Origin of the sequence: Bacillus cereus group sp. BfR-BA-01349, assembly GCF_022663795.1 — a bacterium.
Taxonomy (GTDB): Bacteria; Bacillota; Bacilli; order Bacillales; family Bacillaceae_G; genus Bacillus_A; species Bacillus_A cereus.
This window is the reverse complement of the sequence record NZ_JAKUGE010000033.1, coordinates 43,241-58,234: the sequence shown is the minus strand read 5'-3', so window position 1 is coordinate 58,234 and position 14,994 is coordinate 43,241. Positions and strand designations below refer to the sequence as shown.

Below are 14,994 nucleotides of genomic sequence, written 5' to 3'. Positions count from 1 at the left end.
ACTTCACGGCCTTTCCCCGATAGAATATCGGGAAAAGGCCGTGGCATAATACTCTTTTTATTACTGTCTACTTGACAGGGAGATGACCACTCATGGCTCTTTTTTATTACGAATTTGACTAGCTTCACGACTAAATCTCTCTGAGTATCTTATTGCTAATTTAGTAATATTCATTCGAGTGATATCTTCTAAGGTATATCCCATAATTTAAAAATAAGAAAAGCCACTTATCTAAGTGGCTTTTCTTATTCTTAATAGACAAAATTAATTTAAATTCATCATTTTCTTCACACTATTTTTAAAATGAACATAATTATGTTTTTCTACTAAACGGCCTTTTACTCCAATCTGCAGATAAATTATTTAACAAGAAAAATGTATTTGGAACTGGTAATGGAAACCTCGCAGCTTGAAAATTTGTAAGAAGCGGAGATGCAATAACGCCATCTATGGTACTACCGGCTTGGACTTGCACCATATCTCCTGCATTCAATTGTACAATGGTAGAAACTGTTACTGCATTTAAAAGCCCAGTATTTCCACCAAAAAAGCTATCATCTCCTGCTATTAAAGCACTGTTAACTGTTATAAATACTTCCGTCACATAATTTAGAGTATCATCAGTAGGACTAAAAATTATAGTAGTAATAATTAAATATACTCCATCTTGTTGCGGTATAAATGTTGATACACCATCATATTCACCATTTAAATCGAATTGTGTAGTTTCAAATGTTACTATAGACAGTGTATTAGCAGTAACGGACTGATCAGTAGATTTGAAAGCTCTGAATGCAGATTCAAATCCCGTTGGTAGAGTAAATGAAGAAATCGGTGGCAATGTCGGTCCTATTAAACTCGAATCCAGTGAATCAGCAGATGGATTTTTAGAGTTTAATCCTTCCCATTTCTTTTTCCTCTCCATATATCTCACTCCAAATTAAAATCATTTCTAAAATAAGAAAATATTAATTGTACAAAATATGATATATACAAGATGTACTATTCCAAATAAGGTGTTTTAAATAAAAATATTGCTTCAAATATACAAAATCATTTTATAAAATTAACTTTTGTAAAAAAACAACTAATATATTAAATAATCAATTCAGTTTATATATGGTAAAATATATCCATCGCTGATATGTCCAACTATGTAATTTTCATAGCAGCAAAATTACAACTAGACTTATACAACATGATTCAAAACAAATGAAGGAGTGTTTTAAGTGAAAGGACATATTCGAAAAAGAGGAAATAAATATTGCATCATTATTGATATCGGTCCTGATCCAGAGACAGTAAAAAGAAGATAAAAGTGGTTTACTGGTTATAAGACAAAAAAGAAGGCGAAAAAAATTACGGAGTTAAATAAAGGGACTTTTGTGGAGCCGTCTAAGCTTGCTTTAAAAGACTATCTGGTTCAGTGGTTAGAAATTAAAATGAAACGTATAGAAAAGAATATCTACGTTTCTTATAGTAGCAACATGCCCCACCATGTTATAACTAACATAGGAATGATTGCACTTCAGAAATTAAATGTTATGCACATTCAAGAATAGTATAAATCAGCACTAGATAATGGTATTTTAAATAATTCCATACTCCTATTGCATTGGATAGTAAAAGCAGCTTTAAATCTAGCAGTTAAATAAAATATTATTTCTAGAAATACCGCGAAAACAAGTGAATTTTATTAACAAGTTTCGTGCAGCTTAACACATGTTATCATGTATAATACATATGAAAAGGAAATTCAGAATAACGAGGCAAATATTATGGACTTTGTTTATATTAATCAAAACGTATTAAATAATCTTCTATACATTTTATGTAGTATATTTGTTTTTTATTTCATATATGATAGCCGGCACTATTTAAAGAAATATAAAATACTACTGATTACCCTTTGTTCTAGTATCCCGCTTATTTTATGTATGCGATACCCTATCTATATGGATGAAAGTTGTATTCATGATTTAAGACAAATTCCGGTCATAATAGGTACGCTTTATGGTGGATTCCCTGTCGGTATCATATTGTTTACAATTTTATTAATTACGAGATTTTTATTTTATGGCTTTAACATGCTGACAGTTGTTGTTTACGGAATAATGTTCATCGTTACAGCACTCGCATCTTCAAAATTTAATACATATAATAGAAAACTTAAAGTAGCTTTTTCCATGTTTTTAACCTTTTTCCTAGCAATATTTACAACTTTAATTGTATTAACCTTATCAGATTTTGAAGTGAATAATTTGTATATTATTTATTTCATGGTATTACCGACTACTTTAATGTTATTTATTGTTTATATAAATGAAGTTATTAAAGATGCTGTATTAATGCGCTCAAAATTAATTAAAATGGAAAAAATGGAGATTGTTAGCCAACTCGCTGCAAGTATATCGCACGAAGTCAGGAATCCCTTAACGGTTGTAAAAGGATTTACACAGCTTTTAAAAACACAAAATTTAACTCCTGAATCAAGAGACGAATATATTAAACATATACTTGAAGAGTTAAATCGTGCCCAAGAAATTATCGATGATTACTTAACGTTTGCCAAACCTGCTCCAGAAAAATTAGATCAAATTTCAGTAAAACAAGAGTTAAATCGAGTTATTAATATGATATTGCCATTGTGTAATATGAATACGATACATATTACACAGGATTTTTCTGAGGCAACCATTGTTGGTAATAAACAGCACTTTCAACAATGTTTTTTAAACTTAATAAAAAACAGTATTGAAGCAATGCCTAATGGTGGTACCTTAAGTATTTCCTCATCTATCAATAATAGTAAAGTTGAAATACGAATTGAAGATAGCGGAGTTGGAATGTCACAGGAGCAAATACATCGATTCGGTGAACCGTATTTTAGTACAAAAACAAAAGGAACTGGTTTAGGTACAATGGTTGCTGTTAAGATTATTGAGACGATGCATGGAAGTTTAAAAATCAGAAGTATCGTTAGTAAAGGAACGACTTTAACGATTACGTTCCCGAAATATAGTAAGAATACGCATTAAAACAAATAAAAAAGGAGCATAGTCGCTCCTTTTTTATTTGTTTCGATACATAAGTATCTTCAATGTTTTTTTAGTTTACATTTGTGAAGACTAATTAAAAATTAGTATCCTCCGCCCCAGCAGCTGCATCCTACAATTATTAATAGAATGAATAACACAACTAATAAAGCGAAACCTCCACCAAAACCACAAGAACCACCGTAACTCATATTTTCTCCTCCTTTTGGTTTGAAAACTAATAGGTAGTTGATCATTTTAACTGGTTCGTATTATACATTATGTGTATATCCCTTTTTTGAGCATGTCTACATAAAAATAAGTAAAAGCACTCATGTAAGAGTGCTTTAAAACGGATACCAAAAGTTTTGAAATACGTTTAATTTTAAATATACCGCAACAATGAATATGAAAAAACCGGCAAATAAAGCGATGAAATCTTCACATTTCGCCTTACTTGTATAAAACCATGTACGTTTATCCTTCTTTCCAAATCCTCTTAAATCCATTGCATTTGAAACCGTGTCTATTCTTTCTAGAGAATGAATGATCAGTGGCCAGAAAATTAAAACACGGTTCTTCATACGAACCCATAAACTTGCTTCTCCTTTTTCAAAAGCCACTCCTCTTGCTTCTTGCGCGTGTTTAATAATTTTATATTCAGACTGGATGTCAGGAATATAACGTAGTGCAATATTTATTGCATATGTAATCTTATAATGAATACCAAGTTTACTTAAGCTACTTACAAATTCGCTTGGATCTGTCGTGTAAATAAAAAGAAGTGTAAATGGTAATAACGTAAAATACTTTAATGAAAGTGTAGCTGCATAAAATAATGTTTCATATGTAATCGTTGCATATCCAACATGTAAAAACGCGGTATATGATTCAGTTAATTCAGATCCATGAGTTGGTGTAATAAATAAAATCATGACAGAGTTTAATAAACTAAATGTAAATATGACACTAAAAACAATTAAAATTTTACGAAATGGAATTTTAGCAACGCTGAGTCCGATACACCCAATAATAAATAATATTAGCAACACCCGAAAATCAAAAAACAAAAAAGTAAGCGTCATACAAAAAATAAATAAAAACAATTTCACTACCCCATCCATACGATGAAAATATGTACTATGCACCTTCCTCCCTCCTATTACTGTCTAAATAAAGCTCCATAAATTTTTCTGGAGATGCAATCCCACTAAATTTAACAAGCTTGGTTAAAGAACTCTCTCTTAAGTTGGCTCTTTGAAACGTTTCTTGATCACCAAATACATTAGACACTGTATTATCCGCAATAATTTCCCCTTCATGTAGAACTACTGCACGGTCTGCATATTCTAGTACGAGATTCATATCGTGAGTGATAAAAACAAATGAAATACCCTTTTTAGCTAAAGTTTTAATAAACGACATAAATTGTTTATAATGATAATAATCTTGTCCCGCTGTCGGTTCATCTAATATGATAAGCTTAGGATTTGTTGTTAATACAGATGCGATTGTTAATCTCTTTTTTTGCCCATAGCTTAGCGATTGAATTGGCCAATTACGAAATGGATATAAACCACAAATTTTTAAAGTTCCTTCTACTTTATTCTTAATTTCTTCCTTAGAAAAATTATGTAATGTTAATGTAAATGAAACTTCTTCAAAAACAGTAGGCTGTGTAATCATATGATTTGGATTTTGCATCACGTAAGATATGATTTCCCCACGTTTACGAATAGACCAAGAATTAATATCTTCACCTTTTAACAAGATTTTCCCATTTTTCATTTTGTTTATGCCTATAAGACTATGAGCTAATGTTGATTTCCCTGCTCCATTATGTCCTAACAGTGCCACAATTTCTCCTTCATATATTGAAAGGTTTACATTTTCTAATGTTTTTTGTTTATTAGGGTATGAAAATGATAAATTCTCCACTTTAAGTAATTCCTTGTTTTTAGTATTCCCTTTTAATATGACTTGTTTCTCCATCCACTCTTTTATAACGTTGCTTACCTTTTCTTTTTGAAGGTTTTCCATTGGATATATTACGTCATTATTACTATCAAAATGTAATCTCTTTAATGCTTCGATGTAAATAGGCTCTCTTAAGCCGATACGTGGTAATATATTTGACGCTAAGATTTCTTTTGGTGTTCCTATCGCAATAACTTTACCTTCATCAATTAATATAACTTTGTCTAAATCCAGTTTTAAAATTTCTTCTATTCTATGTTCGATAATAACAATCGTTTTATTATATTGTTCATGTATATCTTTCATAAGTTCTATCGTATGTAAGGCGCTTAGTGGATCTAAATTAGCTAACGGTTCATCGAACAATAATATATCCGCATTTGTTGTTAATAAACCAGCAAGAGAAACTGTTTGCTTTTGACCTCCTGATAATTCATGTGGACTTTGTTTATGAAACATATGCATCTTCACCTTTCTTAATGAGTCCGAAACAATCTTTTTCATGTCATCTTGCTTTACACATTCATTTTCTAAATAAAAAGCTACATCTTCTTCTACTGTCAGACCAATAAATTGAGCATCTTGATCTTGCAAAATTGTTCCTACCTGTTTACTTTGTTCAAAAATACTTCCTTCCCTCGGATCTTTACCGGCAATTAAAACGTTACCTGTACTATTCCCTTCGTAAGAAAATGGGATTAGCCCATTTATACAATGAGCTAATGTCGACTTTCCTGAGCCACTTCGTCCAGCAATTAGCACTTTTTCCCCAGGGTATATATGAAAGGTAATATCACTTAAAGTAGGCTGCACAGCATGCCCATATTGAAAGGTGAATTGTTCAAACGAAATAATTGGTTGCATGTTAACATCCCTACTTTTCAATTTTTAAATGTGTATGTTTCTTATTGGATTTCGCCAAACCAATTGTAAGTGGCAATCCAAGTACTAAGAAAACGATGACATCGGAAATTGTTGCTCCTAATACTTGTATAACAATTTTGTCAAATGGTTCCCCCATCACAATAATATCGAATGCCCCAGCAAATATAATAGCAATGACAATACCAACTAGCCCAGTAATTGCTAAATAAGAAATATCCCCCTTGTTAAATGACCCGTTTTTCACACTAAAACCAACTCTTTTTTGAATAAGCCCCATTGAAAAACCAATAATACCTGAACTAATAACCCAGCCCCACCAAATCCCCCATCCAGCAATCGTATCTGTTACGGTATGACCGATAAGTCCGATTAACAGTCCTGCCACTGGACCAAATAATGCTCCAAAAACAGTTAATATAGCTAATGCTGGTTTAATAAATGTATTCGGTGCAATAGAAAATCCCCAAAGTCCTAATATCCCGTATAATGCTGCTCCAATACCGATTGCTACTACTAACTTTGTTGATAATTTGTTCATGACAATTCCCCTCTCATATTAGTCAACTTTTATTACTCTATATTTAATTTAAAAATGAATTATGCATCGACACTCCCTTTCTATACAACAAAAAAATGACCTCTTACATAAGAGGTCATTTTCTTTCACGTTCAAGAATCCTCTTATCTTTCAAAAAACACATCGTGTCCTCTGCGGAATTAGCACCTTCCTATAAAATTGCATAGGGGTTGCTGAGGTTTCTTAGGGCCGTTCCCTCCACCTCTCTGGATAAGTATTAATTTGTAATTCGTATTATGGCACTAAAGAATGTTAATTTCAACACTTTTCTTACTATTTTTATTTTTTGTTAAATAGATCATTTAAATCATTGTATTCTTATCGGAATTATGAAATAATAAATTCAAAATCGTTTCGGGAGGAATGCATTATGAAAGTTATTGGTTTGATTGGAGGATTAAGTTGGGAATCTACATCATTATACTATAAACATATTAATACACTTACACTCTCTCAATACGATCAAAATGCAAAGTTAGTTTTATATAGTATGGACTTTGGTGAAGTAACTACTTTATTACAAAACCATCAATATGAAGAAGTGAAAAATGAACTAGTTACAGTTGCAAAGAAAGTTGAAAAATCTGGGGCTGAATGTTTATTAATGTGTTCAAATACCGTACATCTATTTGCCGAGGAAGTAGAACAAGCAATATCTATCCCGCTTCTTCACATTGGTGATGTAAGTGCTAAAGAAATGGTAGAACAGAATATAAAACGTATCGGACTATTAGGAACAAAACAAACGATGGAGCAAGATTTCTATAAATCACGATTAGCGAAATATAACATTGAGACAATTATCCCAAATGAAGAGGAAAGAACCTTTATCCACCATGTCATATTAGATGAATTAAGTAGAGGGATCATTTCAGAAACATCTAAAGAAAAGTTATTACAAATTACAAAATCATTAATTCAAAACGGAGCTGAAGGTATATTATTAGGCTGTACTGAAATACCTTTACTCATCTCCCAAAATGATCTTACTGTTCCCGTTTTTGATACTGCTTTTTTACATGCAAATACTGCTGTGCAATTTGCTGGATAAGAATATACAAGCATAAAGGTGAGAACCTCTATGCTTGTATACAGTTACGACTATTTATCCCGCTATTTATGGGTAGTAAAATCCCTACCGATTAAAGTTTTACTTTATTTAAAAGAGATTCAATAACTGCAATTGCTTCTTTTGAACCACCACATTCTAAAAAGCTATCATTAAGTTTTTTTATACCATGTTTATACTTTTCATTTGAAAGAGCATCTGTTACGGCCTCTTTTAAAGTGTGCACATTAACATGTTCTTTCAATAGTCTATGTGCCGCTTCAAGCTCAGTTAATCTTTGCGCTATCATTGGCTGGTCTTTATCATGCGGTATTATTACAAATGGGACATTATAATGAATGGCATCGTGTACGCTATTCATACCGCCATGTGTAATAAAAACATCTGCTTCATTTAATATTTCTGATTGAGGTACGTATGGAGCAATTATAAAATTATCTGGTGCTTTCTTAATTTTAGAGATATCATTTCTATCACCAATTGCCATTACAACTATCCCATCAAAATCTGAAAAAGTATCAATACAAGTATTAAAGAATGGTTCGAGTCCTTCAAGCAGTGTTCCCATTGAAATATAAATAACTTTCTTTTCTTTAAGTGATTCCAGTGGAAACTTTATATTTGTTTTACGCTTTGAAATACTCGGTCCAATAAAAATATTATTTTCTCCGAACGATTCGTTATTAGGTTGGAAATAGCGACTTGTGTATACGAGACAAACATCACCCTTATTATTCATAAATTGAAGATTATTCTTTGGTTTTACTCCAAATTTATGTTCCATCTGGTTTAGTAATTTTCCAGATATTTCCTCTGGTTGGAATGGTATATCTGCATTTGGATGAAAAGGTAATGTCTTCAAAAATTCTGGCGGAATTAAAAATATAGGTGAGGACACTACACCTGGAACTTGTAAATACTCCTTTACTAACTCTCCTGCGCCAAATATATCATAAATTACGAAATCAAAATTTATACTTTCACATAATTGTTTCGTAATTTCTAATATATATAAAGAAGTTTGAACATGCACATGAAAGAAAGCATTTAACCCAGATGAGGTTTCAGCATCAATAGAAATCTCTTTTAATAGATCCGGATGAATATGTACAGTAGCTCCTAAATCTTCAATTCTATCCTTAAAGTTTGCCGTTGTAATATAATGTACGTTATCCCCTCGTTCAGTAAAGGCTTTTACTAAATTTAATGTAGGGTTTACATGTCCCTCTGCTGGAAAATTAACCACTAAAATATTTAGCACTTATTCCTCACTCCTTACATTTCATTGTTTTAATTAAGCATACTGTTATTTGTACAAGTAATCTTCCCCTAATAGTCCTAATATGCTTGCTACATTATATTGATAAATAATTTTCAGTCATCAACATAAAAAAAAGCATCTACCTATGTAGATGCCTAACCGTGATAAGGAGTGTTCTGTGAGGTTAGAACAAGCTTTTCTGCTTGTCCTATGCTATCAATATATGATTTATTTTATAAAATGTGAATCGTTAATAGAATTATTTTATCCATTTTATATGATCAAATGGATAAAATACCATTTCTACTTTACCTATTATATTTGATTCATCAATAAGTCCAAGTGTATTCCTACTATCTTTACTATGATTACGATTATCACCTAACACAAATAATTTATGCGTAGGAACTTTTATTTCTCTAAAATTTGAAAAACGATTGGATACTTGTGTCATATCTAAATGTATATACGACTCATCACGCTTTTTACCTTTACCTTATTAACAAGTATATAATCTTTTTCATTCAAAGTAGGTTGCATCGAAATTCCTTCTACCATACAAAATAAAAAGGACTTATTAATAAAAATAACCCCTATTATAATTAATATGTAGCTACATATGTTCCTCCAATATTTTAGAATAAACAGCTTCATATATACCTCATTTCTAATCTATCCCCAGATAAAAACGCCTCTAGTTTACAGGAATGCTAGAGACGTTTCGTACATTTTAATTCTCTTTAGAGGCATCTGTTTTTGGCGCTTCACCAGTTAACCGCTTATTCTTCAAATCAAAATAAGCATCTAAAACTTCTTTTCCAATATCGGAGTTAATGCCCGATTTATCATTTTCAACCCACGGTACTACAACAGAAAATGCTACTTCTGGATCATCATATGGCGCATATCCAGCTAATGTTAAGTTATAACATTCTCTACGATCGCCTTTCGCATTTCGCCCAATTGCATTTTCTCCACCATATACAGTTTGTGCGGTCCCTGTTTTACCAGCTGGTTTATATGGTGCTTTTTGGAACGCTCTTACTCCTGTTCCATCTCCTTCTTGAAATACTTTTCTAAATCCTTCTTTTACTTGATTAATATATTCTTGTTTCATATCGATTCTATTTAAAACAACGGGTTCTATTGATTGTACTACTTTACCAACCTCATCTTTTTGAACGGTTTGTTCTCTAACCTCTTGAACAATTTGTGGTTTCATTCGATATCCTCCATTTGCGATAGTCGAAATATATTGTGCAAGCTGAAGTGGTGTATACGTATCATATTGCCCAATAGAATAATCTAATAAGAAACCAGGCTGATTATCTTTTTTTCCAATTTGCCCTGCAGTTTCATTCGGTAAATCAATACCAGTTTGTACGCCTAGTCCAAATTGCCTGAAATAATATCTCATTTTATCAAAATATTCTTGTTTAATATCTAGTGAACTATTTTTCACATAATCCACACCAGCAATTTTTAATGCTATATTAAACATATAAACGTTTGAAGAAACTTGTAACGCTCTTAGATCGTCTATATCACCAAAATTTTTCCAAGACTTTTTTTCCTTAGTTCCTTTAAACTTCATAGGTGCATCATAAAAATGTGTTCCAGGAGTTATTGCATTTGTTTCAAACCCTGTTAACACTGTCGCACCTTTAACCGTTGATCCAAGCTCATATGAACTTGTCAGCGTGCCTAAAGCATAATCTTCTACTTCCATTTTCCCGTCTTTTTCTACAAGCCTTTTCCCAGCCATTGATAATACTTGGCCATTTTTAGGATTCATCATCACTACGAAAGCACGGTCTAACATTGATTCTGATCCTTTATATTGTTTTAATATTTTTTCTATGCTCTCCTCTACTTTTTTTTGCAATTCCATATCTATTGTTAAAGTTAAATTTTTACCGCTTTTCCCTTCAGTAACAGTTTCCGTTCTAATAGTATTTCCTTGTTTATCAGCAATGCTTCTTACTTCTTTTTTTGTACCATGAAGTACATCTTCGTATTGCTGTTCGATATAACTTTTGCCGACCCTATCATTTCGGCTATAATCACGCACTAAATAATAATCTAATCGTTCACGTGGCAATCCTTCATCAGCGTTTGAAACGTTACCAAGAACAGAACGGAATAGACCATCATTTACATAGATTCTCTCCCAATCAACTGATGCGTCTACTCCTGGAAGGTTCGCTAAATTTTCACTAATCACCGCATATTCCTGTTCACTAACGTCCTTTTTAATAATTTGAGGTGCCATTTGAAAATCTGAGGTCATTTTACTTTTAATAGCTAACACTTCTATATCTTTAGCCGTTAGTTCTTGAAGATTTTTGTCTGTAACGCGTTTCCTTTTTAAATCTTCTATTTTTTTGTCTAGCTCTTTTCCGGTAATATCCTTATCTCGGAACTTATCTATTTCTTTTTTTGATACTAAGTCTTGAGCAAGTTCTGGATTTAATTGCATCCAAAAGTCTTTCTTATCAGTCTCAGTTAACTTATCTATATCTTCTTGTGGCATTTCAATAATATCTGCAAGTTGTCTTGCTGATTTTAATATTTCTTCTTGTTTTACACCTTTCACCTTTGTATATGTAATCGTACGTAAAGACTTATTATCAACTACTGGATTTCCTTCACGATCAAATATTTTCCCACGTGGTACAGAAAGGCCCACGGTTGCATTTTCTCTCTTCTCTACTTCATTTTTATATGTTTCTCCATCAAAAATTTGCACTTTCCCTAACTGAATAATAATGCCAGAAAATAATAAAAATACACAAAGGAATAAAATATTTAACCGGAGAGGTACTACTCTACCACTTTTCTTCTCTTGCTTTTTCACCTTGTCATAATCTCCTCCTTACAATATTCCAAATAATAATCACATTTCTATATTAAAAGTAATGTACAATTTCTATACATTGCTTTGTACAAATATTAATATAGTGTTTAAAACTTAATAGAAATTAAAACAAAGGTAAAGAAACGGTAAAGTTTACTAAATTAAATATAAAAAATACCCAATAACAAAAAGCTTAGTTTTCACTAATCGCTTTGTTATTGGGTATTAATTGATTTAAGAATTACTACTATTGCGTATTGCTATACATTTGTCGTCACAATTAGAAAGAGATTGTTTACTTAGTACTTTCGGTAAGTAAATAGTTACTGTTGTCCCGACACCAACCTCGCTCATGATACTAATTGTCCCTTGATGACTTTCAATAATTTTATAACTTAACATTAATCCAATACCAGTCCCTTTTTCTTTCGTACTATAAAAAGGTTCACCTAATCTCTTAATTCTTTCTTCAGGTATTCCTATTCCTTCATCTATTACATGAATGATGACACCATCATCATTTATTTCTTTTATGTGAATTGAAATTTCCCCACCATTTGGCATAGCTTCGATTGAATTTTGCAAAATATTAATAAATACTTGTTTCAATTGATTTTCTGAGCATTCAATAATTATATCTTTGTCATCTGTAAATAGTTCAACTTGAATATTTGTCATAATTGCTTTTGTATTCATTAACGATACGACATTTTTAAAAATTTGATAAATATTTTTCTTTTCTGTGTTTATCTCATCTGTTTTGGCAATTGATAGAAATTCTTGTAGGATTGCTTCTATCCTTTCAATTTCAGAAAGCATAAGATCAAAATATTTTTCTTGATCTTCTTTATTAATTTGGAATAACTGTATAAAACCTTTAATTACAGTTAAAGGATTTCTTACTTCATGAGCCACGCCAGCTGCTAATTGACCAATTGCTGCAAGTGTATCTGATTTATTTAGCAATTCTTCTGTCTTTTTTCGCTCTGTAATGTCGCGTACAATAATCATAATTTTATCATGTAATAATGGTAAGCACCTAGCCTCAAAGAAATCAATACTTCCATTAAGTGTGAGTGGATATTCTACAATTACATTCGTTCCTTTTTCCTTCACTTGATTAATGGCTTCCTGAAACTGCTGTGCTACTGAAGATGGTAATACTTCGTAAAACTTTTTTCCCATAAAAGCTTCTGCGGGTACGTAAAACTTTGTAGGAGATCCTGCCTTGTAATCTATAATTGTACCATCATCTTCTGTTAAGAAACATAAATCTGGTAAAGCTTTAAAAATTAATTCCAGTTCAGATGTTTGTTGTTTTAACTGCTCTTCTATCGCTTTTAAATGTGTAATATCTACACCAACAGCCCAATAACTATATCCTGTTACAGGAAACTGTTCTGATATATTCGACCACATTATTGTTTTGACTTCACCATTTTTACATGTTAAGTGCATTTCCCAATCTCTGAAATTTTTTCCACAAGTTAAAAATTTCTTTTGTATTTGATGGCGATAATTATAATCAGGATACAGTAATTGCAGTGCATTGGGATTTCCAATTATTTCTTCAGCGGTATAACCTGTTACAATTTCACATTCTCGATTCCACAAAACAAAATCTCCATTATAATCAAGCGCATCGACCATAACAGGCATGTTTTGTAAAATCGTATGTAGTTCCTCCTCTTTCCGAGAAAGCAACGTTGTATTTTTACTTTGAAATACTTTTATTGCGCCATCTAAAATTAAACTTGAGAGCATTTCGAAGTATTTTTGACAACTAAAAATTTCACTTTTTTTGGACCATACAACAAAAGATCCTAAATGTTGATTGTATAAGAAAATGGGGATTTCAATCTTTGGAAGTTTACTCTTTTTTATCTCATTCATTCCGAATGAAAAAACACACTCTTTTTCAGCATCAAGAAGTTGATGTGATATGTTAGTTAATTGATAAAATTGTTCTGCCATGGTTTCTATTGTACTCACATCAATAAGTTCCATTAGCCGCGAATTCATTCCTTTTTCACCTCAATATGTAAAATTCATACAAATCTAAAATTCATACTTCTTCATTATACGAAGAAAGCTAGTGTAGGTATATAGCTGTAGAATAATTATTCGAACAAATTTTATTTTTCACTTAAAACAAGAAAAGAATATATATACTGAAGATACCTTTAATTAGTATATATTTCGTTGATTCCTCACTTATTGTCTAGGTAACTTGAATTCCTCCTTACATTCACTGAATTTTCACTTGAGAGTCATACACGTTACTAATAGCGGTATAAACATGCAATAAGTATAAAGTTCATAAAATATTCACAATTTTTATGAAAAATATAAACATTTATTCCAATATATTCTATATAATAAAATGTAATAAGGCTTCTATGAATCTCATAGAATACCTTACCCCTAATAAAAAGAAAAAAGAATCCACTTGGATTCTTTTTTCTTTTTTAATTACATTACATATTTATATAAAGCATGTGCCACACCATGTTCTTCATTTGATAACGTTTCGTATTTACACATTGCTTTTATTTCTTCTACTGCATTCCCCATTGCAATTGATATGTTCGCTTTTTCCATCATAGAAACATCGTTTAGCCCATCACCTATCGCTACAGTGTTTTCAACCGGAATATTAAGATGTTCTGCTAAAGTATATAATCCATTCCCTTTTTGAGCATCTCGATGATTAATCTCTAAATTGTGCCAATATGAAGATGTAATTGCTAAATCTGTATTATGAAGAAATGTTTCTTTGAGTTTTTTTAATTTCTCAATTTCATAAGAAAATGGTAATAGTTTATGCACATGTATATCTGTTTCTACAATTGGTTTACAACTTTCCGCACTATGAAACGCTGTATGCTCAAGATATAATGCTGCGATTGTTTCTAACTCTTTCAAGTCGAAATTTTCTTTTGAATTCTTCACATACTCAATTTCATTACGTACACTCTCTACTCCATAATCCGGTACATACACACCTTTATCAGTATAGAGCTGATAATATAAACCATTCTCTTCAAGATATTCTACAATCTCAAGTGCCTGCATATTTTGAATTGGATATCTCTTCATCATTTTTTTATCTTTATATATAAGAGCCCCATTTTCCGCAATGATTGGACACTCTAAATCAACTTCTAACAATAATCGCTCAATGTCAACAATAGAACGTCCTGTACAAATTACTACAACATGGCCAGCTTCTTGACATGTTCGAATTGCTTCTGCATTTTCTTTACTTATCATTTTATTCCCCGAAAGAAGAGTTCCATCTAAATCAATTGCGATTAATTTCATTATTTCTTC

The 14,994-nt window shown here is 31.5% G+C and carries 11 protein-coding genes, 2 pseudogenes and 1 riboswitch; of the genes and pseudogenes, 3 read left to right on the top strand and 10 right to left on the bottom strand.

Going from position 1 to position 14,994, the window contains the following annotated elements:
• Positions 1-313: 313 nt before the first annotated feature.
• Complete coding sequence (locus MR169_RS28270) at positions 314-925, bottom strand: exosporium leader peptide-containing protein (RefSeq protein ID WP_000440007.1); 612 nt, start codon at positions 923-925, stop codon at positions 314-316.
• A gap of 304 nt (positions 926-1,229) precedes the next feature.
• Here MR169_RS28270 and MR169_RS28355 point away from each other — a divergent pair.
• Both MR169_RS28355 and MR169_RS18405 read left to right on the top strand, forming a co-directional pair.
• Positions 1,230-1,652, top strand: a pseudogene (locus tag MR169_RS28355) (tyrosine-type recombinase/integrase); the annotation flags it as partial.
• A 126-nt stretch (positions 1,653-1,778) separates the two neighbouring features.
• Positions 1,779-3,038 carry a sensor histidine kinase gene (locus MR169_RS18405; protein ID WP_016118000.1) on the top strand — a complete coding sequence of 420 codons (1,260 nt, stop codon included), beginning with the start codon at positions 1,779-1,781 and terminating at the stop codon, positions 3,036-3,038.
• A 101-nt stretch (positions 3,039-3,139) separates the two neighbouring features.
• On the opposite strand, the gene MR169_RS18400 is transcribed toward MR169_RS18405, so the two are convergent.
• From MR169_RS18400 to MR169_RS18385, 4 genes are all read right to left on the bottom strand, one after another.
• Complete coding sequence (locus MR169_RS18400; RefSeq protein WP_000120182.1) at positions 3,140-3,247, bottom strand: YjcZ family sporulation protein; 108 nt, start codon at positions 3,245-3,247, stop codon at positions 3,140-3,142.
• 135 nt (positions 3,248-3,382) lie between these two features.
• The gene (locus tag MR169_RS18395) at positions 3,383-4,183 is read right to left on the bottom strand and encodes an energy-coupling factor transporter transmembrane component T family protein (RefSeq protein ID WP_016117999.1); all 801 of its coding nucleotides are present in this window, start codon (positions 4,181-4,183) and stop codon (positions 3,383-3,385) included.
• Complete coding sequence (locus tag MR169_RS18390; RefSeq protein WP_242319804.1) at positions 4,176-5,876, bottom strand: ABC transporter ATP-binding protein; 1,701 nt, start codon at positions 5,874-5,876, stop codon at positions 4,176-4,178. Before MR169_RS18390 ends, MR169_RS18395 begins: the two co-directional genes overlap by 8 nt.
• Positions 5,877-5,886: 10 nt before the next feature.
• Complete coding sequence (locus MR169_RS18385) at positions 5,887-6,435, bottom strand: ECF-type riboflavin transporter substrate-binding protein (RefSeq protein ID WP_001038210.1); 549 nt, start codon at positions 6,433-6,435, stop codon at positions 5,887-5,889.
• A 140-nt stretch (positions 6,436-6,575) separates the two neighbouring features.
• A riboswitch (SAM riboswitch) is annotated at positions 6,576-6,691 on the bottom strand.
• 153 nt (positions 6,692-6,844) lie between these two features.
• Between MR169_RS18385 and MR169_RS18380 the strand changes: the two genes are divergently transcribed.
• Positions 6,845-7,525 (top strand): aspartate/glutamate racemase family protein, encoded by a 681-nt coding sequence (locus MR169_RS18380; protein ID WP_063547418.1) that lies wholly within the window; start codon positions 6,845-6,847, stop codon positions 7,523-7,525.
• Positions 7,526-7,616: 91 nt separating this feature from the next.
• On the opposite strand, the gene MR169_RS18375 is transcribed toward MR169_RS18380, so the two are convergent.
• From MR169_RS18375 to MR169_RS18355, 5 genes and pseudogenes are all read right to left on the bottom strand, one after another.
• Positions 7,617-8,804 (bottom strand): macrolide family glycosyltransferase, encoded by a 1,188-nt coding sequence (locus tag MR169_RS18375; RefSeq protein ID WP_242319803.1) that lies wholly within the window; start codon positions 8,802-8,804, stop codon positions 7,617-7,619.
• A 259-nt stretch (positions 8,805-9,063) separates the two neighbouring features.
• Positions 9,064-9,458 (bottom strand): annotated as a pseudogene (gene lepB, locus MR169_RS18370) (signal peptidase I).
• Positions 9,459-9,534: 76 nt separating this feature from the next.
• Positions 9,535-11,661 (bottom strand): peptidoglycan D,D-transpeptidase FtsI family protein, encoded by a 2,127-nt coding sequence (locus MR169_RS18365; RefSeq protein ID WP_242319802.1) that lies wholly within the window; start codon positions 11,659-11,661, stop codon positions 9,535-9,537.
• Positions 11,662-11,895: 234 nt separating this feature from the next.
• Positions 11,896-13,683, bottom strand: a complete 1,788-nt coding sequence (locus MR169_RS18360; protein WP_001088569.1) for an ATP-binding protein — start codon at positions 13,681-13,683, stop codon at positions 11,896-11,898.
• A gap of 450 nt (positions 13,684-14,133) precedes the next feature.
• Positions 14,134-14,985: a Cof-type HAD-IIB family hydrolase gene (locus tag MR169_RS18355; RefSeq protein ID WP_242319801.1), complete on the bottom strand. Its 852-nt coding sequence runs from the start codon at positions 14,983-14,985 to the stop codon at positions 14,134-14,136.
• Positions 14,986-14,994 lie beyond the last annotated feature (9 nt).

Coding starts and splice junctions, on each gene's coding strand:
- MR169_RS28270 (WP_000440007.1), bottom strand. CDS start 925: ATGGAGAGGAAAAAGAAATGGGAAGGATTAAACTCTAAAAATCCATCT.
- MR169_RS18405 (WP_016118000.1), top strand. CDS start 1,779: ATGGACTTTGTTTATATTAATCAAAACGTATTAAATAATCTTCTATAC.
- MR169_RS18400 (WP_000120182.1), bottom strand. CDS start 3,247: ATGAGTTACGGTGGTTCTTGTGGTTTTGGTGGAGGTTTCGCTTTATTA.
- MR169_RS18390 (WP_242319804.1), bottom strand. CDS start 5,876: ATGCAACCAATTATTTCGTTTGAACAATTCACCTTTCAATATGGGCAT.
- MR169_RS18385 (WP_001038210.1), bottom strand. CDS start 6,435: ATGAACAAATTATCAACAAAGTTAGTAGTAGCAATCGGTATTGGAGCA.
- MR169_RS18380 (WP_063547418.1), top strand. CDS start 6,845: ATGAAAGTTATTGGTTTGATTGGAGGATTAAGTTGGGAATCTACATCA.
- MR169_RS18360 (WP_001088569.1), bottom strand. CDS start 13,683: ATGAATTCGCGGCTAATGGAACTTATTGATGTGAGTACAATAGAAACC.
- MR169_RS18355 (WP_242319801.1), bottom strand. CDS start 14,985: ATGAAATTAATCGCAATTGATTTAGATGGAACTCTTCTTTCGGGGAAT.